Here is a 22,468-nt window from a genome sequence, read left to right as displayed (position 1 = left end):
CTACCGCGAGCGACTTTGACAAGGACATTGTCAAAATCGCTCGCGGTAGCCTAAACTTTCCTAAACCTACTCAACTTTCCTCAACTTAAATTAATTCAAGTAATGCCACACTCTCAATGTGATGCGTGTGGGGAAACATATCTACAGGCTGTACTTTAAGCACCTTGTATTTAGCGGCCAAACGGCTCAAATCGCGTGCCTGGGTACCCGGGTTACAGCTCACATACACAATGCGGGGGGCAGCCAGTTCAAGCAGCATATTCACCACGTCTTCGTGCATCCCTGCACGTGGGGGGTCGGTGATCAGGAGGTCTGGCTTGCCATGTTTTTCTGCAAAATCGGCGGTCAGAATGGCCCGTACGTCCCCTACATAAAACTGCACATTATCGACCCCATTGATCTGGGCATTGACCTTGGCATCGTCGATGGCCGCGGCCACTTCTTCGATGCCCACCACTTGTTTACAGTTCTTGGCTACATACAAACCAATGCTGCCAATGCCGGTGTACAGGTCGTAAACATTCTCATGGCCTTGTAAGTTGGCGAAGCGGGTTACGACGTCGTACAAATTTTGCCCCTGCCGGGTATTGGTCTGGAAAAAAGACTTGGGTCCAATGCGGAAAACGACATGCCCCAGGCGTTCTTCGGCGTAACCCTTACCTGCCCAGTTGTGTACTGGTAAATCCCAAATGGTGTCGTTCATTTTGAGGTTGATGCAGTACAGTAGGGTGGTGATTTGGGGCAGACGGCGTTGGACTTCCTCCAGGAATGGTTTGCGCAAGTCGGGATTGTCTTCACCAAAGGAAATCAACGCCATGGTTTCGCCCAGAGTAGTGATGCGCAGCATGAGGGTGCGCATAAAACCTTCGTGTTTTTTGACATCGTAAAAGCTCAGTCCCTGCTCCAGGGCAATGCTGCGTACGGTGTTGCGGATTTCGTTGGAAGGGTCGGGTTGGAGCCAGCAGTGCTCGAGGTTGATTACTTTGTCAAAACCTCCGGCAGGGTGAAAGCCCAGTACGTCGGCGGCGTTACTGATCCCGGTTTTGATTTCGGCGTTGGTCAGCCATCTTTTGCAAGAAAAGGCAAATTCCATTTTGTTGCGGTAATAAAAGGGGCTTTCGGCACCAAGAATTGGCAACCATTCGCCTACTTCCACTTTACCCAAACGGGTCAGGGCATTTTCTACCACTATCTCTTTCTGCTGCAATTGTGTAGCATAATCCAGGTTTTGCCATTTACAGCCGCCACAGGTGCCAAAATGCTGGCAGGCTGGTTCAACCCGATGGGGCGAATAAGTAGTAATCGATTGCAGGAGCCCTTCGATGCGACCTTTGCGTTTTTTGAGCACCAAAATTTCCGCACTATCGCCTGGCACCACCCCTTTGGCAAATACAACTTGTCCGTCTTCGGTTTTACCTACGGCTTTTCCTTCATCAGCAATGCCGAAAAACTGCACATTGGAAAGGATTACATCTTTTTTCTTTCTGGCCATCCATTTGAATTAAAGGGGCGATAAAAAATAAGGGTTCATTTTGCCCCACTACAAAACGCGAAGATACAATCCTATCCCAATAACTCACATTAGAACTGATCTGTCTTGTAGTTCTTAATCCATCTTCTCGAATCGCAGGTTTCTCACCCGATTATAAGTCAGCAACACGGCAATCACCCGCCCATTGGCTTCGGTTTCCAGTCTCATTTTGTAATCCGATGCCAGAAGCTCCCCTTTTTGCACTACCTCGATCTTGATTTCATTTTTGCCCCCTTCTCGTTTAAAAATCAAGCCCTTTTCAGGCGACAATTTGATGGTAAAATTCAAGTCCAGCTCTGCACTGAAATACTTACCCGTACAAGCCTGCAAGTAGGCATCGGAAGGGGAGAAAGGAGGGAGTTTTTTCAGTACCTCTGGCTGCTCCGACTTGGTATACAGCACCATGGTACTCGTCGAATCTGGCCTATTGTTGAAGGCTACTTTCCAGTCTTCATCAATGTCCCAGTGGTATAAATTGCCCGTTTCGGGAATCAGTTTGCGCGGGTTGTTGTTGTCCATCTGCCAGTACAAGTTGTCTTCCTTGAGCTGAATCCGAATGATGTTGTTTTCGAGGCTGCGGTACTGGCCAACCAAGTCACTGGGTGATGAAGCTGCTTGTATTTGTGCTGGTCGGGTAACATAGGCAAGTTCTTCTTTTTTACGCCCTAAAATCTGGGTAGCCAGCTGCCGGGCAATCGAACCACTCCACAAGTTGCCATTGTTGCTCAGCACGATGAAGCTCAATTTTTCACCAGGGAAACGTAGAGTCTGGGCATTGTACGAACCTGTACTGCCGGAGTGATGCACGGCAGGATAGCCATTGATTGGGCTGATTTCCAACCCATAGCCATAATCCTGAATGCGGGTGTTGGGAATTGGCTTTTGGCTACTGTTCAACAGGGAATTGGCTTGTGCAGCGGCTTTTTGAATGGCTAGTTTGAACACCAACTGATCCTTTAAAGTGGTGTACAAAAAGCCGTCGGCATACAGATTGGTCATCATGGGATATTGTTGCCAGCTGCCATCACCCCAATCGTTGTAAGGCAGCGCCTGAAAGGGAATCACCTGCATGTAATTGGTGCAGAATTGGGTATTGGGCATGCCTAAGTCCGTAAAAAGTTGTTTGGCATATTCAGGGAAAGGGGTTCCACTGACTTTGGTGACGATTTCAGCCAGCAAGGTATAATTGGAGTTGCTGTACCAATGCTCGGTGTTGGGTACAAAATTGAGGCCTTTTTGCTTCATCAACAAGGCCAGGGCATCTTCATTGTCCAGACCTTCTTGCCGCCACCAGGGTTTGCCGCTGATGCTGAGCAAATCATAAAAATCCCGAATGCCGCTGGAGTGGTTGAGCAGGGTTTTGAGGGGGATGGCGGTTTTGAGATTGGGGTACATTTGGGGCAAATACTGGCGGATGTCGGTTTCCAAGGAGAGTTTGTTTTCCAACACCAATTTTAATACACACAAGGCCGTAAACTGCTTGGCTACCGAAGCGAGGTTGAAGCGGGTCTGGGCCTCAACCGGGATTTGGTACTGCAAATTGGCCAGCCCCAGGTATCGTTCGTACACGATTGTACCATTTTTAATAATGCCCACGGCCAAACCTGGAGCGCCAGCTTTGATTTTGGATTCCAGCAATTGGTCGATTTTGGCAATATCAACACTTTGGGCAATGCTTTGGGTGAAAGTTGCCAGCAACAAACAAAGGGCAAATAAAAAACTTTTCATGATCCTGTTTTTGTAGTTCAAGCCCCAAAAATCAGGTAGAACAGCTTCTCCGGCGCTCCAAATCCAGATTTGGCACCCATTTCAAGCTTGATTTTTCAGGTAGTGCTGTGGGGAGAGGCCAGTACTTTTTTTAAAAGCACGGTTAAAAGTCGATTTGGAGTTGAAGCCACATTCCAGGGCGAGGGCCAGCAGGGTTTTCTGGCGGTGTTCCCCCTGTTGAAATTTTTCCAGGATGGCCTCGGTGCGGTACTGATTCACAAAGTCGTTGAAATTGAGTTGAAAGCCTTGATTCACGATTTGAGACACCTGTTTGGGGTTGGTCTTGAGCTTTTCCGCAACATCGGTTAAAGTGAGGTTAGGGTTTTCAAACAGCAGTTCTGCTTGCATCATTTGCACAATTTTATCCTTCCACTCTGGCAAATTGACCAACTCGCTAGGCTCTCTGCTCTCTTTTTCTGGAAGCTGCACTGGTGTTTCCTGATAAGCTAATGCCGCTTCCAGTGGAATCACCGACTGCACCGAATTGGCATAGCCGCTGATGGTGATGTAGTAGAACAAAATGGAAAAACAGAGGTAGTACCAGAACTTACTGCCAAATTCGCCCCATTCCGGGTTCAAAATAAAAAACAACACCCGCAACAATGAAATCAGCAAAAGCGCTAGGAGGTAGCGCTGAATCCAGTTGAACAAAATAGAATCTGCAAAACTAACCACCTCAAACGCAATCCTCTTGTACACCGCATAGTACCGCAAACTCAGGTACAAATACACCAGCATCGAAACCAAACCAGCCACCTGATACCAGGGATCGAGATCCATATCCCGACCATCGGCATAAAAGTAATATTGATGCAGAATGAGTTTATCAGTGACAAAAACGATGAGGGTGTACATAAAATAAGCCAGGGCAGGGAGGAAGTGCCAAAGGTTTTTTTTGCTGAGTTTAAAAGACTTATTCAACAAACTTTGGGTGTAAAAATAGATCACTGGCCCGATGAGTAACAATTGTTGAAAAGGGACATAAAACATGATGTTGCGGCTAAACTCCCGGGAATACCAGCCCGCGTAGCCCAACATAAACGGTGCAATGTACATCGCGCATAAAAAAACAAACAGGCTCAACCACAGACTTGCCTTGTCCTGGTGTTGCCAGCCTTTTTTGAGGAGTAAAAAACAAAAAACCAGGCCGTGGACGAAAAAAATGAGCAGGAGGCCGCTCTTGGGTGTGAAGTCGAATTGCATGGGTGAAGAGGGTAACGAAGGTTGTAAAACCAAGGTAAAACGTAGTCGTTATCCCAATGTTTAAACAAAACAAAAAAGAACTCCAGGAATTTTTCTCCAAGCGGCATTTTTTAGCACAAAGGACACCAAGGGAGCACAAAGGACACAAAGATCGTCAATGTCTAACTTTGTGTCCTTTGTGCTCCCTTGGTGTCCTTTGTGCTAATATGTCGCTTTGGAATACTTACAATGTGGTGCCGCTTACCGCAAACTCCTATTGATGTCCTCCAACGTTTCACTCCCCGGGCACAAATCCTCCTCCATCAACTCATTTAGCGGTGTAGCCACCGTACCAATCAAATCGTGCAAATCCTGAGTATCCGGGTTGATGTACAACAAACCCGTCAGGATTTCCTGCTTGACGCGCGATAGGTAAATGCGTTGCATGGCAGCTAGTTTATCCCGTGGATCCCAGTTGGGGGCCAATTTGGTCAGTTGCAGCATTGAGCCATCGTGCAGGGTCAAATCGGCAGACGTGCCCTCGGCGTAGTCCATCGTGATCTCTTCACCTGGAGGTACGTAATCGATCACATCGGCAGTTGTGATGTGTTCGCGGACATAATCATAGGCTTTGGTAGAGCCTGTATTGTTGTTGAAGGTTACACAAGGAGAAATGACATCGATCAAGGCAAAACCATGGTGCGAAATCGCCGCTTTGATCAAGGGAATCAGCTGGGTTTTATCCCCCGAAAAACTGCGGGCCACAAAGGAAGCACCCAATTCCAGGGCCAGAGCAGGTAAGTCGATGGCTTGAAATTGATTCATGCCGTTTTTGCTAATCGAACCCACATCAGCTGTCGCCGAGTCTTGCCCTTTCGTGAGTCCGTAACAGCCGTTGTTCATCACGATGTAGACCACATTCAGGTTGCGGCGTACCGCATGCACGAACTGCCCCATCCCGATACTGGCCGTGTCGCCGTCGCCGGATACGCCCATGTAAATCAAATCGCGGTTAGCCAGATTCGCCCCTGTGGCTACCGAAGGCATCCGCCCGTGTACGGAGTTGAAGCCGTGCGAATTGCCCAGGAAGTAGGTAGGTGTTTTGGAAGAACAACCAATGCCCGACAACTTGGCCAAGCGGTGGGGCGCAATCGACATTTCAAAACAGGCCTGCGTAATGGAGCCACTGATGGAGTCGTGACCACAACCGCCACAGAGGGTCGAAATGGCACCCTCGTAGTCTTTTTTCGTAAAGCCCAAGTCATTTTTGGGCAGCTCGGGGTGGCGGAATGAAGGTTTTACGTAAGTCATATGATGAGAAAGTTGAAAAGTTGATTTAAGGGTTGAGAAGGTTGAGGGAAGTTGAGGAAGGTTTAGAAGTGGTCACAGAGCGAAGTCGAAGTGCCGCATCTCAACCTTCTCAACCGCTCTAAACCTTCTCAACCATTTTTTCCATGATTTCCCCCTGAATATAAGCCGCCGTAATCGGCATGCCATCAAAATTCAGGACTCGAATCAGCTTAGCCGGATTCACTTCCAGTTCATTGATCAGCAAACTGCGCATTTGCGCGTCGCGGTTTTGTTCAATGACGTAGATGCGCTCGTGTGCTTGTACAAAGTCTTCGACTTGTTTGGAAAAAGGAAAGGACAAGAGGCGCATGGCGTCCAGTTCAATTCCATCTTCACGCAACAAATCCAGGGCTTCCAGTGCCGAGTCGGTGGTGGTCCCAAAAAAGATGACCCCTTCCTTCTGTTGGTTGCCCTGCTGGTAAAACTCCGGCTGCGGGATGATTTCTTTGGCCGTATCCCATTTTTTGAGCAACCGGTTCATGTTGCGTACATAAACCGATCCATCTTCAGTATAACGAGCGTATTCATCACGCGAGGTGCCCCGGGTAAAAAACGAACCTTTGGTGGGGTGCGTCCCCGGAATGGTGCGGTAAGTGATGCCGTCGCCGTCGGAATCGAGGTAGCGACCATATTGGGCCATTTGCTCCAGTTCCTCCGCGTCGTATACCTTGCCCCAGTCGTATTTCCGATTGTCGTCCCACTTCAAGGGTTGCGAAAGGTGCTCGTTCATGCCCAGGTCGAGATCAATCATGACCAGGATGGGCGTTTGTAAACGATCTGCCAAATCGAAAGACAAGGCTTGTATTTCAAAACACTCCTTAGGATTTGCCGGAAACAAGAGTATGTGTTTGGTATCCCCATGCGAAGCATAGGCAGCCAGCAGAATATCCGATTGCTGGGTGCGGGTAGGCATCCCCGTGGAAGGGCCCGAACGTTGTACGTCGGTCAACACCACTGGGATTTCAGCGAAATAAGCCAGGCCCAAAAACTCGTTCATCAAAGACACCCCGGGGCCACTCGTGGCGGTAAAAGAGCGTGCACCGTTCCAGTTGGCGCCGATGGCTACCCCGATGGCGGCCAGTTCGTCTTCCGCCTGGACTACAGCAAATTTCTTTTTGCCCGTCTCCTTATCAATCCGCAAGCGATTGGCGTATTTTTCAAAAGCCTGCACCAAGGAAGTAGAAGGCGTGATCGGATACCAGGCGGCTACGGTAGCCCCTCCATATACGGCCCCCAAGCCACAGGCCGAGTTTCCGTCCATCAGGATGCTATCGCCCACCAAATCGCGGGTTTCCATACGGATAGGCAAGGGATACTCGTAATGCTCAGCCACGTAGTTGCGCCCCAGTTCCATGGCATGGATGTTGGGCGCGATCAGTTTTTCCTTCTTTTTAAATTCATCGGCGATGATGCCTTTGAAGACCTCAAAATCCATGTTGAGCAACATCGACAGTGCGCCGACGTAGATCATGTTTTTGAACAACTGCCGCTGGCGGGGATCGGTGTATTCACGCAGGCAAATTTCCATCATCGGAATGCCGATGTAGGTGATGTCTGGGCGGACAAACTCCGGGTGCAGGATTTTGGTACTGTCGTACACAAAATAACCTCCGGACCTGACCGATTTGACGTCCTGCGGCAAACTTTGTGGGTTGATGCACACCATCAAATCGATGTCATCGCGGCGTCCCAGGTAGCCCTTTTCGCTGATGCGTACTTCGTACCAGGTAGGCAAACCCTGAATATTGGAAGGAAAGATGTTTTTGGCCGAAAAAGGCAAGCCCATGCGGAACACTGCCTTGGCAAACATGTTATTGGCACTCGCCGAACCGGTGCCGTTGACGTTGGCGAAACGTACTACAAAGTCGTTTACAGCTGCAACACTCCGCATACATTACTGGCTTTACTCGTTGAATATAAAAATTTCTGCATGTCCCAGGCAGCTGTGGGGCAGCGCTCGGCGCAAAGACCACAGTGCAGGCATACGTCTTCGTCCTTGACCATCACCCTTTTGGTTTGAGGCAACAGATCGGAGATGTACAAGTCCTGGGAAAGATTAATGGCGGGGGCGTTGAGGCGTGTGCGCAGGTCCTCCTCTTCTCCATTGTCAGTGAACGTAATGCAGGAAGTAGGACAAATGTCTACACAAGCGTCACATTCTATGCAGCGATTGGTATAAAATACGGTTTGTGCATCGCAGTTCAAACAACGCTGGGCTTCTTTAAAACCTGTGTCTTTGGCGAAACCCAATTCCACCTCAACCTTGCGATCCTTGAGGGTCTTTTGCTTTTCCGCGTGAGGGACTTTGTACCGATCGTCGTTGACGACTATACTGTCGTAAGTCCATTCGTGGATGCCCATTTTTTGGCTCACCAAATTGGTCAGCGGCGAAGGGCGTACTTGTACATCCTTGTCCTGGCAATACAGGTCGATCGACACTGCGGCGTGGTGGCCGTGGGCTACGGCAGTGATCACATTTTCTGGCCCAAAAGCCGCGTCACCACCAAAGAATACCTGATCCAGGGTAGATTGGAAGGTTTTGCGCGATACCACGGGCATGCCCCAATTGTCAAACTCCAGGCCCAGGTCGCGCTCGATCCAGGGGAAAGTATTTTCCTGACCGATGGCAATCAGTACGTCATCCGCTTCAATGTATACCAGCGGCTCACCCGTGGGTACGAGCGAACGTTTGCCTTTTTCATCGTAAACGGCCTTTACTTTTTCAAAGCGCATGCCGACCAGGCGACCATTTTCTACCACAAATTCCTTGGGTACATGGTTGTCCAGAATTGGAATGTCTTCGTGTTGCGCGTCTTCTTTTTCCCAGGGCGAAGCTTTCATCTCCGCAAAGGGGCTGCGCACCACTACTTTCACCTCGTCACCACCCAAACGGCGGGAAGTCCGGCAACAGTCCATGGCGGTATTCCCACCACCGAGTACAATCACTTTTTTGCCAATTTTGGCGGTATGTTCAAAAGCTACACTGGCTAGCCATTCGATCCCGATGTGGATGTTGGCTTTCCCTTCTTCACGACCAGGAATGTTGAGGTCGCGGCCTCTAGGGGCACCAGTACCTACAAACACGGCGTCGTAGCCCTGATTGAGCACCTCGCGCAAACTGGAAACGTAGGTTTTGAAATGCGTATGGATGCCCATGTCGAGGACGAAGTTCACCTCCTCGTTGAGCACCGTTTCGGGCAAGCGGAAACTTGGAATTTGGCTGCGCATCATCCCTCCTCCAGCGATTTGTTCGTCGAAGAGGTGGATTTCGTAACCTTGCGGGGCCAGGTCACGGGCAACGGTCAAGGAAGCTGGGCCACCCCCGATCAAGGCAATTTTTTTGCCGTTTTTGATCAGTGGAATTTCTGGCAGCCAGGCTTGCACATCGCCTTTGTTATCGGCAGCTACCCGCTTGAGGCGGCAAATGGCCACGGGTTCTTCATCAACCCGGCCACGTCGGCACGCGGGTTCACAAGGCCTGTCGCAGGTACGTCCCAATACACCAGGAAAAACGTTCGACTCCCAATTGACCATGTAGGCTTCGGTGTAACGTTCGGCCGCAATCAATCGGATATACTCCGGTACGGGTGTATGCGCTGGGCAGGCATACTGACAATCCACAACTTTGTGGAAATATTCAGGATCGGTTATGTCTGTAGGTCGCAATGCTTATTGTTTGTATAAATTTTAGAAACCGACCCAATATAGCAACCTTGTTTGGAAATAATCACCCAAACTTAAGAAAAATACTGTTTTTTGTTTTCGACCAAATATGCTATGGTTTTGGATTGGCTGCCTGGTCAAAAAGCCAATATAATTGTCCGCTGGTGGGGTTGACGTAGGTCGAGGGGAAAAGTTTGGCGTTTTGTTTGCCCCCGGTAATGAGTTTTACTTTTTCAGTTTTGTCGGCACCGGTGACCAAAAACACCACCCGTTCAGCGCGATTGATGACTTGCATGGTCAGGGTCACCCTAGCCTGGCCGGATTCGGGATGGGTAACGGCTTCACAAACCCGAGCAGAAGCCAATAAATCCAGGCGATTGGGGAAAATGGAGGCAGTGTGCCCATCTGCACCCATGCCCAGGAGCACCAAATCCAATTGGGGTACACCATTCACGATAGGTAGGGTGTCGCGCAAGACTTGTGCGTAGCGTAGCGCTTCGTCCGCAGGATCATCTTCGCCCTGGATGCGGAAGATGTTGGCAGCGGGAATACCCAGGGGTTGCAAAAGATGCTCCATGGCAGCCCGGTAGTTGCTCTCTTCATCTTCTGGCGACACACAACGCTCGTCACCCCAGTAAAACTTGATTTTTTGCCACTCAATTTTGTCGCGGTAGTTGGCCACCAGATAGTCGAAAATAAAGATGGGGGTACGGCCACCGGACAAGGCGATGGAGAAGCTGTCTTTGGAGGCGACCAACTCACCGAGCCAATCGGCAAAAGTGCTGGTCAATTCAGCTACGGAGGGGAAAGTGTTGTGTGTAGTGAGCGTCATTGTTTGGATTTGGGGTAAAGATAGGGAAGGAAAGCCGAAAATGTGCTTCAAATTTAACAAGAGAGGTATGACATTATTAACTAATTTTGGATGTATATTGCCCTGAAGATTAAAAAAAGAATATCACCCTATGGACAAGTTTTATTGTCTATTGCTGTCGGCTTATGCCGAATATTATTTTAAAAATAAAAAAAGCTACCCCCACCAAATCCTGAACCAAGTCCACCCATCCTCCTCCGTCCGCAACGAAAACTTCCAGCCATGCCCCATCAAAATATCCCGAATCAAGGTCAATCCAATCCCTTGGCCTTCGGTTTTGTTGCTGAAAAAGGGTGTAAATAAAAGGTGCTCATTGCCCTTGGGAATTGGAGCGCCATTGTTGCGAATGCTCAAACTGTTTGCCGCCAAGACCACTTCCACCTGCTGTCCAGCCACACATGCCTCCAGGGCATTTTTGAGGATGTTGATCAGTACCTGCTCCATTTGTTGTACATCCATCCGCACCCGCACAGGCTGCGACGAAGGTGTAAAACTCAGTTGTACCCCTTTTTCTACAAATAAAGGCTGGTAAAGTGCCATAGTATCCTGCAATACCCCATTAAAATCCCGGTAATCCAACTGTGGCTGCGGCAGGCGCACCACATCCGCAAAGCGGCGCATGAACAAATTGAGGCGTTCGTTGCGGGTGTGAGCTACGGCCAGGGCAGCGGAGAATTGATTTTCTTCTTGTTTAAGCAGGTAACGTTGCGTGCTGTCGATAATGGAATTGATGGCCCCCACCGTGTTGTTCACTTCATGCGCCATCATGCGGATCACTTTGCCGTAGGCCTTTTTTTCGGAAGCCAGCAGTTCTTCGCTGAGTTCTTCCACCATGATGAAAGGGCGCTGAAAGCCCCGATCCATAAAAAAAGAGCGTTGCACCTTATAAGTTTCGATTCCGTTGATGGCGATGGTTTGGTGGTCGCCGTTTTTTAAGGGGATCAAGTGAGGAATCAGCGGATGAGCCAGTGTAGCCAGGGGCCGATTGTGCCAACTTTGCTCCAGGGGCAACAAGCCTAGTAAATCTTGAGCCTTGGGGTTGATTTCACTCAAATGGTCATCAAAATCCAGGATCAAAATGGCAATGGGTGAAGCTTTGATCAATTTTTCCAAAAAATAATGCTGCTCCGCCAATTGGGTGCGTTCGACGCGCAGTTGCTCGATCATGCTGTTGTACACGGCGATGAGCTCGTCCACTTCCCGATTGCCCGTAGGCCGGAAAGTGATGGAAAAATCCTGATCCCGAATGGCCTCAATACCTGATAAAATATGCTGGAGGGGGCGATGTACATCCCGGAATATGGCATAAGAAAAATACAGCGACACCAACACCAATAGCTCGGAGGCAATGAAAATGATTTTGTTTTCATACAGCACCCTGAAGGCCAGGTAAATGATTACCCCGTGCAAAACGAGAATCAAAAGGACGTATTTGATCCGCAAATTCATGGTGTTATTTTTTTACTGCTTGCAGAATAGTATAGATATCGGTGGCAGCTTTATCCCAGGAGAACTGTTGGCGTTGAATTTGGCCTTTTTTGACCAAATCCCCCCGCAAATCCGGTTCACTCCAGATGCGCAACATCGCCTCAGCAATGTCTTCCACCCGCTGGGGATCGACCAATAGCGCAGCATCTCCGGCCACTTCGGGCAAGGAAGAGGTGTTGGAGGTAATCACCGGAGTATCGGTACACAGGGCTTCCAAAACGGGAAGTCCAAACCCTTCAAAAAAAGAAAGATAGGTCAGCGCCAGGGCTGAAGCCATCAGTTGGGCTGCCGTTTCTTCGGGCAGGTAACCCAAAAAGAGGATGTCGTCCCGGTAACTTGAAGCGGCATGTGCTGAGGTAATTTCTTCCACCTGCCAGGCTAGTTTCCCAGCGATTAATAGCTTTACGGGAGCCCCACTTTTTTCCCGAAACAACTCATAAGCCCGCAGTAGCCCCAGCACGTTTTTACGCGGATGGATGGCACCCAGAAAGAAAAAATAATCTACACCCTTGCTGAACTCGGCTTTCACGCGCGCTTTTTCGGCATCGCTCAAGGGCTGGAAAATGGCACGGGTACCATTCGGAACTACGGTAATTTTTTCCGCAGGTACCTGATAATGGGCAATCAGATCAGTTTTGCCGTGCTCAGCCACACAAACAATGTGGGTAGCTTTTTTTAAAAACCTGGGGATAAACAATCGATAATAAGGCCGATGCATCCAGGCAACTTGCCGGGGGTAATGGAAATGGGCAATGTCGTGGGTGGTCAGTACAGTTGAAATGTCCGTTCGGAGGCTCAAAAAATTGTCGGGCGAAAAAAAGACATCCACTTGCTCCTCCCTCAATATTTTGGGAATCTGTACATCAAACCAGTACCAGAAGGAGAAAAAATGCCGGGCTTTGGGGCCTATCACCACCGATTTTACATTTTCTCCGGTGATTAGCCATTCGCTTTGGGGACGGTCATAGATGAAAACGAACTGATCTTCGGGGTGATTGTATACCCAACGTTTGCACATTTCATAAGTATACCAGCCGATTCCCTCCAGATTGCCCGTCTGTAAGAAGCGGGCATTGATGGCTATTTTCAACTTTATTGATTTTTAATCGTTCTTATACAACTCGCACAAATTTGGTTAAATTTACGCGTTCAAAGCGTTTTTTCCCGTTACCCAAAGTAAATAAGTATAGATCCTTATTCCACACACTTTGCTCTTCCCGGTACTGAAGTAGTCCCATCTGAAATGTATTCACTTGACAGAAAACTTGTTTTCAATACCATTATATTGTATTGAGAGGTTAACACAAACATTACTATGATTAACATTCAATTGCTTAAACGCATTTGTGAAACCCCCGGTGCACCGGGTTTTGAACACCGCATCCGCCAATTGGTGCTGAAAGAACTTGAAGGTTTGGCCGATGAAGTGAGCGTCGACAACATGGGCAACGTCATTGCTGTCAAAAGAGGGAAGGAGCGCAAACGCGCCATGATTGCCGCCCACCTCGATGAGATTGGCTTCATTGTCAACCATATTGATGACGAAGGTTTCCTTTTTTTCCATCCCCTCGGTGGTTTTGACCCCAAAACCTTAACTTCTCAACGGGTCATTGTACACGGCAAAAAAGATGTGATCGGTGTAATGGGCTCTAAACCCATTCACCTGATGAAGCCCGAAGAGCGCAGTAAAGTGGTGCCCATCACCGATTATTACATCGATTTGGGCATGCGCAAGGAAGAAGTGCTGAAAATTGTTTCGATTGGCGACTCGGTCACTCGTGAGCGGGAACTCATTGAAATGGGGGATTGCGTCAACAGCAAATCGCTGGACAATCGGGTTTCGGTGTTCATTCTGCTCGAAACCCTGCGTACACTGAAGGATCAAGAAGTCCCTTACGACATCTATGCCGTATTTACCGTCCAGGAGGAAGTAGGCTTACGCGGGGCCATCTCCGCCGCGCATGGCATCGATCCCGATTTTGGATTTGGACTGGATGTGACCATTGCTTTTGACACCCCTGGCGCGCAGGCTCAGGAAGCCGTCACCAAATTAGGTAGAGGTGCAGGCATTAAAATTCTGGATGGAAGTGTAATTTCGGATTACCGCATGGTACGTTACCTGAAAGAAATAGCGGATCAACACAATATTCCCTGGCAACCTGAGATTTTGCCAGCGGGCGGCACCGATACGGCCGGAGTACAACGTTATGGTAAAAAAGGAGCAATTGCGGGAGCGATTTCAATTCCCTTGCGGCACATTCACCAAACAATCGAAATGGCGAACAAGGAGGATATTCAACATTGTACTGACTTGCTGATTGTGGCTTTGCAGCATTTGGATGAGTACAATTGGGAGTTTAGATAGTGAAAAGTGAAAAGTGAAGAGTGAAAAGCAGGTACACCATTTGGATTCCACCGTGCACTGTATTTTTTCACTCTTCACTCTTCACTCTTCACTCTTTATCAAACCTCAGTTCCTGCACAAAGTACTTGTCCCCTTCCACCCTTGCATAGATGTATACGCGGAACGTACCCGCAGTAGTGGTCAGGTTACCAATGCTGTACTGGGCTTCTTTTCCTTTGGATTGGCCCGTGTGCATTTGGCTGAAGGTTTGTGGTTTGTTTTTGCCAAAGAAGGTTTTCAGAATTTGTATGGCTTCAGTTTTGCCGTACACGTTCTCCTGTTCCAAAATGGCAATTTCTACCGATTTGTCCAGGTATGGTTCCAAAGCAGTCACGTTACCCGTGCTGATGGCTTTGGTGATGTTGTCGAGAGCGAGCTGATCCCAGATCATCAGGGTTACCAGCAATATGAACATGCTTTTCATAGTCGTCCTTTTATGGGTTGAGGCCGACCGCTTGGTTTTAAAGAGACCGATCGACCTTGAAAAAGTAGAGTTTCATCATCATGATTTACCTCCTTCACGTTTGGTTCAGCTGGAAGTGTTTTGAGCACCTTGATTCGTTCCTCGTTTGATCCCGAATCCCGGCAGCTTGCACTTCCACTTGTTTTCTCACTTTTGACGCAATCGTCGGGTGATAGTAACATTTTTTTTTTGAACAGTCAAATACAGAACGTCTTTTTTATTCTTTGCATTGTTTTATGAGAGAAAAAGGATTTCTGCGCTTTAACTATCAGTTGCTTGTGTTAATTTCGGCGCAAAATCCTTTTTATAGGTATTCAACTAGACGATAAACCAAACATGAGCACAAAAAAAGTTCTTCTGGTCATTATGGATGGATGGGGCTTGGGACAAGTACCCGCCGCTGATGCTATTGCACAAGCCAATACTCCTTTTGTAGATGCTTTATATCAACAATACCCCCATGCCACCCTCGTGACCCACAGCGAATTGGTGGGTTTGCCCGATGGGCAAATGGGCAACTCGGAAGTGGGACACCTCAACATCGGTGCTGGCCGGGTAGTGTACCAAGAATTGGCCCGCATCAACAAAGCTGTCCGGGAGCGCACACTCAACCAAAATCCAACCCTGCTCAAGGCCATTCAATACGCCAAAAACAATGGCAAACCCTTCCACATCATGGGTCTGGTATCCGACGGTGGGGTACATTCGCACATCAACCACCTCAAAGCCATCATCGATATTGTGGAAGAACAGGGCTTGAAGCAGGCTTTTATCCACGCTTTTACGGATGGGCGCGATTGTGACCCCAAAAGTGGCCTGGGTTTTCTACAAGAAATCGTTGACTATACTGCGAATAAAGCGACCAAACTGGCTTCTGTAGTAGGGCGCTATTATGCTATGGACCGCGACAAACGTTGGGAGCGGATCAAACTGGCTTACGACCTGATGGTCAATGGCCTGGGTGAAGCCACTACCGATGTCATCAATACCTTCGCTGCACGCTACGCCGCCCATGAAACGGACGAATTCATCAAACCCATCCTGTGCACCGATGCACAAGGGCAGGCTTTGGCCAAAATTCAGGATGGCGATTCCCTGCTGTGTTTCAACTTCCGCACCGACCGCCCACGGGAAATTTCGCAGGTTTTGACCCAAACAGATTTCCCCGACTTTGGCATGCACAAACTGAACCTGCACTACGTCACCATGACCAGTTATGACGAAACGTACCAAAACGTGGACGTCATTTTCCACAATGACAACCTGCGCAACACCCTGGGCGAAGTATTGTCCAAAGCAGGCAAAACCCAGGTACGCATTGCTGAGACCGAAAAATATCCCCACGTCACCTTTTTCTTCAACGGGGGTCGGGAAGAGCCTTTTGAGGGTGAGCGCCGACTGCTGGTGCCTTCACCCAAGGTAGCCACTTATGACCTACAGCCCGAAATGAGCGCGGCAGGCATTACAGATGCGATTGTAACGGATATCGTCCAGCATCAACCCGATTTCATTTGCCTCAACTACGCCAATGCCGATATGGTGGGCCATACTGGGATATTTTCTGCAGCCATGAAAGCCGTAGAAACGGTTGATTCTTGCATGAACAAGCTGATCAATACTGCCCTGGATTACGACTACGATTGCATCATCATCGCCGATCACGGGAACTCCGACTACATGATCAACGAGGATGGGACACCCAATACTGCCCATACCAAGAACCCAGTTCCGATCATTTACGCCAGTGCTCAAGCTGCTAGCGCCAGGGTAAAGGCCGGAAAATTGGCGGATATTGCTCCTACCATTCTCAACTTGATGGGCGTTCCTGCTCCAGCGGAGATGACGGGTGAGATACTGATCGAGCGCTAGTCTTCAGCCATGAAGTCGCAAAGGGCACCAAGCGTTGTCAACGTCTAACTTGGTGTTCTTTGTGCCGCTTAATTTTTTCCTTTGTGTTAAAAAAATGCCGATTTGGCTTCTTTAAAAAAAAATCGTAGTGTCTTTGCGCCTCTGTGGCTAAAAGAACCTTCACCAGGTACAACCCAGGATTTGCCTATAGTGTTTATGTGAAAAAAATCGACTCATGCCAAAATACATCCTTGGAGTACTTGTTCTTGCCCTACTAGTGAGTTGTAATGCCAGCGACTCTACAAATGCTACTACCAAACAAGAAGACCCCTACTTTTTCGATCTAGCCGGATTTTTCAACGCAGAAATCAAGCAACTCAACAGCGCCGAAATCAAAGCCCACAAAACGGTCAAGTACAACGAAAAAGCAGATGTATTGCCCAATCAAAAACTCGACTACGAAAAAGAGTTAGCCGTGTTTGTGCATTCGGACATCAATAAATTGTCCTGGCGGGAAAAATACCAGGCTGATACCATAAGAGAAGGCACTGAAATCCGCTCGATTACCTATAAAGCCCTCGATGATCAGCTCAAAACGCAAAAAATCGCAATTTCTTTTGATCAAAATCAAGTCGCACAAATCGCCATCAAAAACCATCTAAAAAGCATCATGGCCAATACCTGGCAGGAATTGCAATACGTACCAGGAAGAGGGTATCAGGTACACGGCAAACAGCAAATGCGCCTGGCTGGGGAGGATACGATGGGGATAGAGGTGGAGTTTAAAGAATAAGGCTATCTTAGGAATCTATTTGTTTAGAAGTTCATTCAACCTAAATCACATGATCGAAACCGACGTTCTAATCATTGGCTCTGGCATCGGCGGGCTAAGCACCGCCATCAAAATTGCCGAAGCACGCCCAGATTTATCCATCACTGTACTCACCAAAACCATTGAGGGGGAAAGCAATACCCGCTATGCCCAAGGTGGGGTGGCGGCAGTATGGGATGTTGAGGTGGACTCTTATACCAAACACAAGGAGGATACCCTGGATGCCGGCGACGGGCTGTGTGATGAAAAAATTGTCGACATCGTGGTTTCCGAAGGGCCCGATCGGGTGCAAGACATCATTGATTGGGGGGCCAGATTTGATAAAAAAAAGGACGCCATCGAATATGACCTGGCGCGGGAAGGAGGCCACTCCGAAAAACGCATCCTGCACTACAAAGACCTCACAGGTTGGGAGATGCAGCGGGCGGTAATGACCAAAACCGACGAATTCCCCAACATCACCATTTACGAGCACTATTTTGCCATCGACCTGATTACCCAACACCACTTGGGGCATTCGGTTACCCGCCTCAAGCAGGACATTCAGTGTTATGGGACCTATGCCCTGAACAAAAAAAACAACGTCATTGAAACCATCCTGGCGCGGGCGACGGTTGTGGCTACAGGTGGCGCTGGGCAGGTGTACCGGGCAACTACGAATCCGGTGATCGCATCCGGTGACGGGATTGCGATGGCTTATCGGGCCAAGGGTTGGACCGAAAACATGGAGTTTGTACAATTCCACCCTACTTCCTTGTATCACCCGGGTGGGGACAATCCGGTGTTTTTGGTATCGGAAGCGGTACGTGGATTTGGGGGCATCCTCAAAACCAAGGAAGGGGAGGAGTTCATGCAGAAATACGACGAGCGCAAATCGCTGGCACCCCGCGACATTGTGGCTCGCGCCATCGACAATGAAATGAAAGTTCGGGGGGAAGACTGTATGTACCTCGACTGTCGGCACCTGAATCACGAGGATTTTGTGGCCCATTTTCCAACCATTTATGACAAGTGCAAAAGCATCGGCATCGATCCCATGAAGGACATGATCCCGGTAGCCCCGGCGTGCCATTACATGTGTGGCGGGATCAAGGTAGACGATTTGGGTCAAACCTCCATTGAGCGCATGTATGCCGTGGGGGAATGTACCTCCACCGGCTTGCACGGGGCCAATCGCCTGGCTTCCAACTCACTCCTGGAGGCGATGGTTTTTGCCCACCGCATTGCTGCGGACGTTTTGCCCAAAATCGACCAGTGGAGCATCCAAAAAGGCATCCCCGACTGGAATGCGGGCGGCACCACCGACCCCAAAGAAATGGTACTCATCACCCAAAGCATCAAGGAACTAAAGGAAATCATGAGTAGCTACGTGGGCATTGTCCGCTCCAATGTGCGCCTCAAACGGGCGCTGGATCGCCTGGAACTGCTGTACGAGGAAACGGAAGAAATTTACAATACCACGACCATTAGTCCACAATTGTGCGAACTGCGGAATTTGATCACGATTGCGTACTTGATTACCCGTTCGGCGAGGTTGCGCAAGGAGAGCCGGGGCTTACATTACACCACGGATTATCCGGAGAAGGCGGGGTTCTTGCAGGCGAATGTGATTTAATCCGATGAAATCAGCTTAAAAAGTAAAAGCCTCCAAGTTATTAACTTTGGAGGCTTTTGCTTTTGAGCCAATACAAACAAAAAAAGCCCAACTTTACGTTGAGCTTTTTGCGGTCCGGACGGGACTCGAACCCGCGACCCCCTGCGTGACAGGCAGGTATTCTAACCAACTGAACTACCGAACCAACGGTGTTTTTCGTTTCGATCTACTTTCTTTCGTACTGGGCAATCACAAAGGATTGCCCCTACGATGTTGGCGGTCCGGACGGGACTCGAACCCGCGACCCCCTGCGTGACAGGCAGGTATTCTAACCAACTGAACTACCGAACCATGTTGGGGCAACCCTATGTGGTTGCCCACTGTAGGGGCAATCACGTAGGATTGCCCCTACAGATCGAAACTTTATATGGTAACAGAGGCGGCAAATCTGGCACCCCTGGAACGCACGCAGGCGCTTTTCGCTAGCGTGGCTGCAAATGTAAAGTGAGTTCCGCTAACTTGCAACTCATTTTCATCAAAAAATAAAAAAAAACTGCGCTTTCCGTTTTCGATACAGGTAATTGTTAATTTTGCCCCTCTAATCTAATTGCACAGCTATGGTCTTTTTGGAGTTTGAAAAGCCGTTGGAAGTATTGTACGAGCAACTGGAAAAGCTCAAGGAAATCGGCGCTAGCGGAGAAATCGACGTTTCCGAGTCGATCAAAGCCCTGGAGACCAAAATTTCCGACAAGCGCAAGGAACTGTATGACAACCTTTCCGGCTGGCAGAGAGTGCAGCTTTCGCGCCACCCTGAGCGGCCATATACCCTCTTTTACATTAAGGAGATGTGCAACAAGTTCATCGAATTGCACGGCGACCGCTATGTAAAAGACGACAAAGCCATTGTGGGCGGCTTGGCCGAAATTGATGGACAAACCGTAGTGATCCTCGGGCACCAAAAAGGAACCAACACCAAAATGCGCCAATACCGCAACTTTGGCATGGCCAATCCCGATGGTTACCGCAAGGCACTCCGTCTGATGAAAATAGCTGAACGTTTTGGTTTTCCGGTCATTACATTGATTGATACTCCGGGCGCTTTTCCTGGGCTTGAAGCCGAAGAACGCGGCCAAGCCGAGGCGATTGCCCGCAATCTTTTTGAAATGGCCCAACTCAAAACCCAGATCGTTTGTGTGATCATTGGGGAAGGTGCTTCGGGCGGTGCGATTGGAATTGGCTTAGGAGACAAAGTATTCATGCTGGAAAATTCCTGGTATTCGGTGATTTCTCCCGAAAACTGCTCCACCATCCTGTGGCGGACCTGGGACTACAAAGAGCAAGCTGCGGAAGCCCTCAAATTGACGGCAGAAAACATGTACTCCAACGGCCTGGTTGATGGCATCATTCCAGAACCCATTGGTGGAGCGCACTCTGCCCCTCAAGAAATGGCCTATATTCTGAAGGAAGCCATCAAAAAATCTTTGGCCGAGCTCAAAACCATGACCATTGATGAACTCATCGACGCACGGGTAGAAAAATATTCCAACATGGGCGAATATGAATACGTTGATGAAACTGAAGAAAAGTAAGCCCACATAGGGGCGATAAAAAAATAAGTGATCATTTTGCCAGAGGATTAGATAAGTAAACGTTTCATTTCAAGTGTCTTATCTAATCCTCTGGCTCAGGAAAAAATGAGCACTTATTTTTGCCCTACTACATAGTATGACGCAAAAAATCGGGAAGTAACTTTTCTGCGTTACAAAGCAAAACAAATGGACATCATTCGCAATATTCAAAACTACTTTCGCAACAGCACCCTCAAAAGCAAACTGCAACTGCAAAAAGTACGGCAGCCTAAAAGGGTGAATTTTGAAGAAGCACAAACCGTTGGCCTCATTTTTGACGCTACCGACAACGACAAACGGCAAACTGCGCTCAGCTACGCTGAAAAATTGAGCAAATTGGGCAAAAAAGTAAAACTGCTCGGCTTTTTCGACAGCAAGCAGGAAAGCCCCGACTTCACCTTTGGCTATTTCAACCGCAAAAACATCGATTGGGCGCTGCGCCCTGGGGGTAAAAGTGTAGAAACCTTCTTGCAAGGTGCCTACGACATCCTGATCACCCTCAACCCCCTGACCAATCAACACGTGGAGTACATTTCCGCCCTGGCCAATGCCCACCTCAAAATCGGCCCTAGTACCAATAACATTTACTGCTACGATCTGATGATCGATGTACGCAATAAAAATAGTGTGATGGACTTCATCCGCGAGATGGAGCAGTTGTTGACCAAGACAAATATCAAACATGGGGCTAGCAAAGTTTAGAGGAACGGGTGTAGCACTGGTTACCCCTTTTCGCAACAAAGCAGTAGATTACGATGCCCTCGAAACCATCATTGAGCATGTCATCCAGGGGGGCGTCGACTACCTGGTGTCGCTAGGCACCACTGGAGAGGCCATTACGCTCAGCAGCAAGGAATGTCGGGAGGTATTTGATTTTACCATCAAAGTGGTGAAGGGGCGCAAGCCACTGGTTGCCGGTCTGTTCGGCAGCAATTTTACGGAGGCACTGGTAGAAAAGATCCGCAATTACAATCTGGAAGGTTTCGACGCGATCATGTCGAGCAGCCCGGCGTACAGTAAACCGCCACAAGAGGGAATTTTCCAGCATTACATGCAGGTCGCCGGGATTTCACCAGTGCCTATTATCATTTACAACGTCCCGGGGCGCACAGGAAGCAACGTCAAACCCGAAACCATCCTCCGCCTGGCGGAAAGCAGCGACAAATTTGCAGGGGTTAAAGAAGCCTCTGGCAATCTGGAGCAGGCCATGAAAATCCTCAAAAACCGCCCCGAACATTTTGCGGTGATCTCTGGCGAAGATCCACTGACGGTACCCATGATGTCCTGCGGGGGCGATGGAGCCATTTCGGTGATTGCCAATATGTATCCTGCGCATTTTTCTGCGATGGTGCGCAGCGCCCTGGAGGGCGATTTTGCCACCGCCGCCCGCTTGAATGCCGAGTTGTTGGACATTCATCCCTGGTTGTACATCGAAAACAATCCGGTGGGAGTGAAAGCAGGGATGGAGATTTTGGGGCTGTGTAGTAAGGAGGTGCGGATTCCGCTGGTGCCACTTTCGGAGGGCAATTTCCAGAATCTGAAAAAGGAGATGGCGTTGGTACCGGAATTGAGTTTGGTCTGAGGTCTCACAGCTATTTGCCATCAATAGGAGTCATTATCAAAATTGACTCAAAGCGACATATTGGCACGAAGGACACAAAGACAGCACAAAGGACACAAAGACTTGTCAACGTCTAACTTTGTGTCCTTTGGTGCGCCACGAGGCGTGCGGTAAATATAATGCAAAAAAAACCTAGTGGATGGAAGAGCCACACAAGCCAAGATGCCGATCAGCTTGAAGCCGTTGTGATTGTGCTGGAGGAAACGAAAGTGCAAAAGCTCATGAC

The 22,468-nt window shown here is 48.9% G+C and carries 17 protein-coding genes and 2 tRNA genes; 7 read left to right on the top strand and 12 right to left on the bottom strand.

Going from position 1 to position 22,468, the window contains the following annotated elements; genetic code table 11:
• Positions 1 to 85 precede the first annotated feature (85 nt).
• From rlmD to ACEW9O_RS13705, 9 genes are all read right to left on the bottom strand, one after another.
• On the bottom strand, positions 86 to 1,492 hold the full coding sequence (gene rlmD, locus ACEW9O_RS13745; RefSeq protein WP_373550746.1) for a 23S rRNA (uracil(1939)-C(5))-methyltransferase RlmD: 1,407 nt from the start codon (positions 1,490 to 1,492) through the stop codon (positions 86 to 88).
• 114 nt (positions 1,493 to 1,606) lie between these two features.
• Positions 1,607 to 3,259, bottom strand: coding sequence for a serine hydrolase domain-containing protein (locus ACEW9O_RS13740; protein ID WP_373550745.1), 1,653 nt, complete (start codon positions 3,257 to 3,259; stop codon positions 1,607 to 1,609).
• Positions 3,260 to 3,340: 81 nt separating this feature from the next.
• A complete protein-coding gene (locus tag ACEW9O_RS13735; RefSeq protein WP_373550744.1) occupies positions 3,341 to 4,501 on the bottom strand; it encodes a helix-turn-helix domain-containing protein in 1,161 nt (386 codons plus the stop codon).
• Between the two features lie 240 nt (positions 4,502 to 4,741).
• The gene (locus ACEW9O_RS13730; protein ID WP_373550743.1) at positions 4,742 to 5,791 is read right to left on the bottom strand and encodes a 2-oxoacid:ferredoxin oxidoreductase subunit beta; all 1,050 of its coding nucleotides are present in this window, start codon (positions 5,789 to 5,791) and stop codon (positions 4,742 to 4,744) included.
• A gap of 118 nt (positions 5,792 to 5,909) precedes the next feature.
• Positions 5,910 to 7,721, bottom strand: coding sequence for a 2-oxoacid:acceptor oxidoreductase subunit alpha (locus ACEW9O_RS13725; protein WP_373550742.1), 1,812 nt, complete (start codon positions 7,719 to 7,721; stop codon positions 5,910 to 5,912).
• Complete coding sequence (locus ACEW9O_RS13720) at positions 7,700 to 9,496, bottom strand: FAD-dependent oxidoreductase (protein WP_373550741.1); 1,797 nt, start codon at positions 9,494 to 9,496, stop codon at positions 7,700 to 7,702. The genes ACEW9O_RS13725 and ACEW9O_RS13720 overlap by 22 nt, the downstream gene beginning before the upstream one ends.
• 109 nt (positions 9,497 to 9,605) lie before the next feature.
• Positions 9,606 to 10,325, bottom strand: coding sequence for a 6-phosphogluconolactonase (gene pgl, locus ACEW9O_RS13715; protein WP_373550740.1), 720 nt, complete (start codon positions 10,323 to 10,325; stop codon positions 9,606 to 9,608).
• Between the two features lie 195 nt (positions 10,326 to 10,520).
• Positions 10,521 to 11,813 (bottom strand): PAS domain-containing sensor histidine kinase, encoded by a 1,293-nt coding sequence (locus ACEW9O_RS13710; protein WP_373550739.1) that lies wholly within the window; start codon positions 11,811 to 11,813, stop codon positions 10,521 to 10,523.
• Between the two features lie 4 nt (positions 11,814 to 11,817).
• Positions 11,818 to 12,942: a glycosyltransferase family 4 protein gene (locus ACEW9O_RS13705; protein WP_373550738.1), complete on the bottom strand. Its 1,125-nt coding sequence runs from the start codon at positions 12,940 to 12,942 to the stop codon at positions 11,818 to 11,820.
• Between the two features lie 225 nt (positions 12,943 to 13,167).
• Between ACEW9O_RS13705 and ACEW9O_RS13700 the strand changes: the two genes are divergently transcribed.
• A complete protein-coding gene (locus ACEW9O_RS13700) occupies positions 13,168 to 14,217 on the top strand; it encodes a M42 family metallopeptidase (protein ID WP_373550737.1) in 1,050 nt (349 codons plus the stop codon).
• Positions 14,218 to 14,305: 88 nt separating this feature from the next.
• Here the strand turns inward: ACEW9O_RS13700 and ACEW9O_RS13695 are convergent, their stop codons facing one another.
• The gene (locus ACEW9O_RS13695) at positions 14,306 to 14,680 is read right to left on the bottom strand and encodes a DUF4783 domain-containing protein (protein ID WP_373550736.1); all 375 of its coding nucleotides are present in this window, start codon (positions 14,678 to 14,680) and stop codon (positions 14,306 to 14,308) included.
• Between the two features lie 375 nt (positions 14,681 to 15,055).
• Here ACEW9O_RS13695 and gpmI point away from each other — a divergent pair, with 375 nt between their 5' ends.
• The 3 genes from gpmI to nadB all read left to right on the top strand — a co-directional run bounded on the left by gpmI (position 15,056) and on the right by nadB (position 19,014).
• Entirely contained in the window at positions 15,056 to 16,588 is a 1,533-nt protein-coding gene (gene gpmI, locus ACEW9O_RS13690; protein WP_373550735.1) for a 2,3-bisphosphoglycerate-independent phosphoglycerate mutase, read from the top strand.
• A gap of 214 nt (positions 16,589 to 16,802) precedes the next feature.
• The gene (locus ACEW9O_RS13685; RefSeq protein WP_373550734.1) at positions 16,803 to 17,360 is read left to right on the top strand and encodes a hypothetical protein; all 558 of its coding nucleotides are present in this window, start codon (positions 16,803 to 16,805) and stop codon (positions 17,358 to 17,360) included.
• 49 nt (positions 17,361 to 17,409) lie between these two features.
• On the top strand, positions 17,410 to 19,014 hold the full coding sequence (gene nadB / locus ACEW9O_RS13680) for an L-aspartate oxidase (RefSeq protein WP_373550733.1): 1,605 nt from the start codon (positions 17,410 to 17,412) through the stop codon (positions 19,012 to 19,014).
• A 110-nt stretch (positions 19,015 to 19,124) separates the two neighbouring features.
• Here the strand turns inward: nadB and ACEW9O_RS13675 are convergent.
• Positions 19,125 to 19,198 (bottom strand) — tRNA-Asp (locus tag ACEW9O_RS13675).
• Between the two features lie 69 nt (positions 19,199 to 19,267).
• Positions 19,268 to 19,344 (bottom strand) — tRNA-Asp (locus ACEW9O_RS13670).
• A gap of 266 nt (positions 19,345 to 19,610) precedes the next feature.
• Here ACEW9O_RS13670 and ACEW9O_RS13665 point away from each other — a divergent pair.
• The 3 genes from ACEW9O_RS13665 to dapA all read left to right on the top strand — a co-directional run bounded on the left by ACEW9O_RS13665 (position 19,611) and on the right by dapA (position 22,203).
• Positions 19,611 to 20,582, top strand: a complete 972-nt coding sequence (locus ACEW9O_RS13665) for an acetyl-CoA carboxylase carboxyltransferase subunit alpha (protein WP_373550732.1) — start codon at positions 19,611 to 19,613, stop codon at positions 20,580 to 20,582.
• A 186-nt stretch (positions 20,583 to 20,768) separates the two neighbouring features.
• The gene (locus tag ACEW9O_RS13660) at positions 20,769 to 21,323 is read left to right on the top strand and encodes a hypothetical protein (protein WP_373550731.1); all 555 of its coding nucleotides are present in this window, start codon (positions 20,769 to 20,771) and stop codon (positions 21,321 to 21,323) included.
• Positions 21,304 to 22,203 (top strand): 4-hydroxy-tetrahydrodipicolinate synthase, encoded by a 900-nt coding sequence (dapA, locus tag ACEW9O_RS13655; protein ID WP_373550730.1) that lies wholly within the window; start codon positions 21,304 to 21,306, stop codon positions 22,201 to 22,203. The genes ACEW9O_RS13660 and dapA overlap by 20 nt, the downstream gene beginning before the upstream one ends.
• Positions 22,204 to 22,468: the final 265 nt, after the last annotated feature.

This window comes from Haliscomenobacter sp., from assembly GCF_041740695.1.
In the GTDB taxonomy this organism is placed as follows: Bacteria; Bacteroidota; Bacteroidia; order Chitinophagales; family Saprospiraceae; genus Haliscomenobacter.
This window is presented reverse-complemented; position numbering and strand designations above follow the sequence as displayed.

Bases quoted from the DNA above. Each gene is read 5' to 3' on its own strand.
- ACEW9O_RS13700 (WP_373550737.1), top strand. From the start codon at position 13,168: ATGATTAACATTCAATTGCTTAAACGCATTTGTGAAACCCCCGGTGCA.
- ACEW9O_RS13660 (WP_373550731.1), top strand. From the start codon at position 20,769: ATGGACATCATTCGCAATATTCAAAACTACTTTCGCAACAGCACCCTC.
- gpmI (WP_373550735.1), top strand. From the start codon at position 15,056: ATGAGCACAAAAAAAGTTCTTCTGGTCATTATGGATGGATGGGGCTTG.
- nadB (WP_373550733.1), top strand. From the start codon at position 17,410: ATGATCGAAACCGACGTTCTAATCATTGGCTCTGGCATCGGCGGGCTA.
- dapA (WP_373550730.1), top strand. From the start codon at position 21,304: ATGGGGCTAGCAAAGTTTAGAGGAACGGGTGTAGCACTGGTTACCCCT.
- ACEW9O_RS13735 (WP_373550744.1), bottom strand. From the start codon at position 4,501: ATGCAATTCGACTTCACACCCAAGAGCGGCCTCCTGCTCATTTTTTTC.
- ACEW9O_RS13685 (WP_373550734.1), top strand. From the start codon at position 16,803: ATGCCAAAATACATCCTTGGAGTACTTGTTCTTGCCCTACTAGTGAGT.
- pgl (WP_373550740.1), bottom strand. From the start codon at position 10,325: ATGACGCTCACTACACACAACACTTTCCCCTCCGTAGCTGAATTGACC.
- ACEW9O_RS13695 (WP_373550736.1), bottom strand. From the start codon at position 14,680: ATGAAAAGCATGTTCATATTGCTGGTAACCCTGATGATCTGGGATCAG.
- ACEW9O_RS13730 (WP_373550743.1), bottom strand. From the start codon at position 5,791: ATGACTTACGTAAAACCTTCATTCCGCCACCCCGAGCTGCCCAAAAAT.
- ACEW9O_RS13665 (WP_373550732.1), top strand. From the start codon at position 19,611: ATGGTCTTTTTGGAGTTTGAAAAGCCGTTGGAAGTATTGTACGAGCAA.
- ACEW9O_RS13710 (WP_373550739.1), bottom strand. From the start codon at position 11,813: ATGAATTTGCGGATCAAATACGTCCTTTTGATTCTCGTTTTGCACGGG.
- ACEW9O_RS13725 (WP_373550742.1), bottom strand. From the start codon at position 7,721: ATGCGGAGTGTTGCAGCTGTAAACGACTTTGTAGTACGTTTCGCCAAC.
- ACEW9O_RS13740 (WP_373550745.1), bottom strand. From the start codon at position 3,259: ATGAAAAGTTTTTTATTTGCCCTTTGTTTGTTGCTGGCAACTTTCACC.
- rlmD (WP_373550746.1), bottom strand. From the start codon at position 1,492: ATGGCCAGAAAGAAAAAAGATGTAATCCTTTCCAATGTGCAGTTTTTC.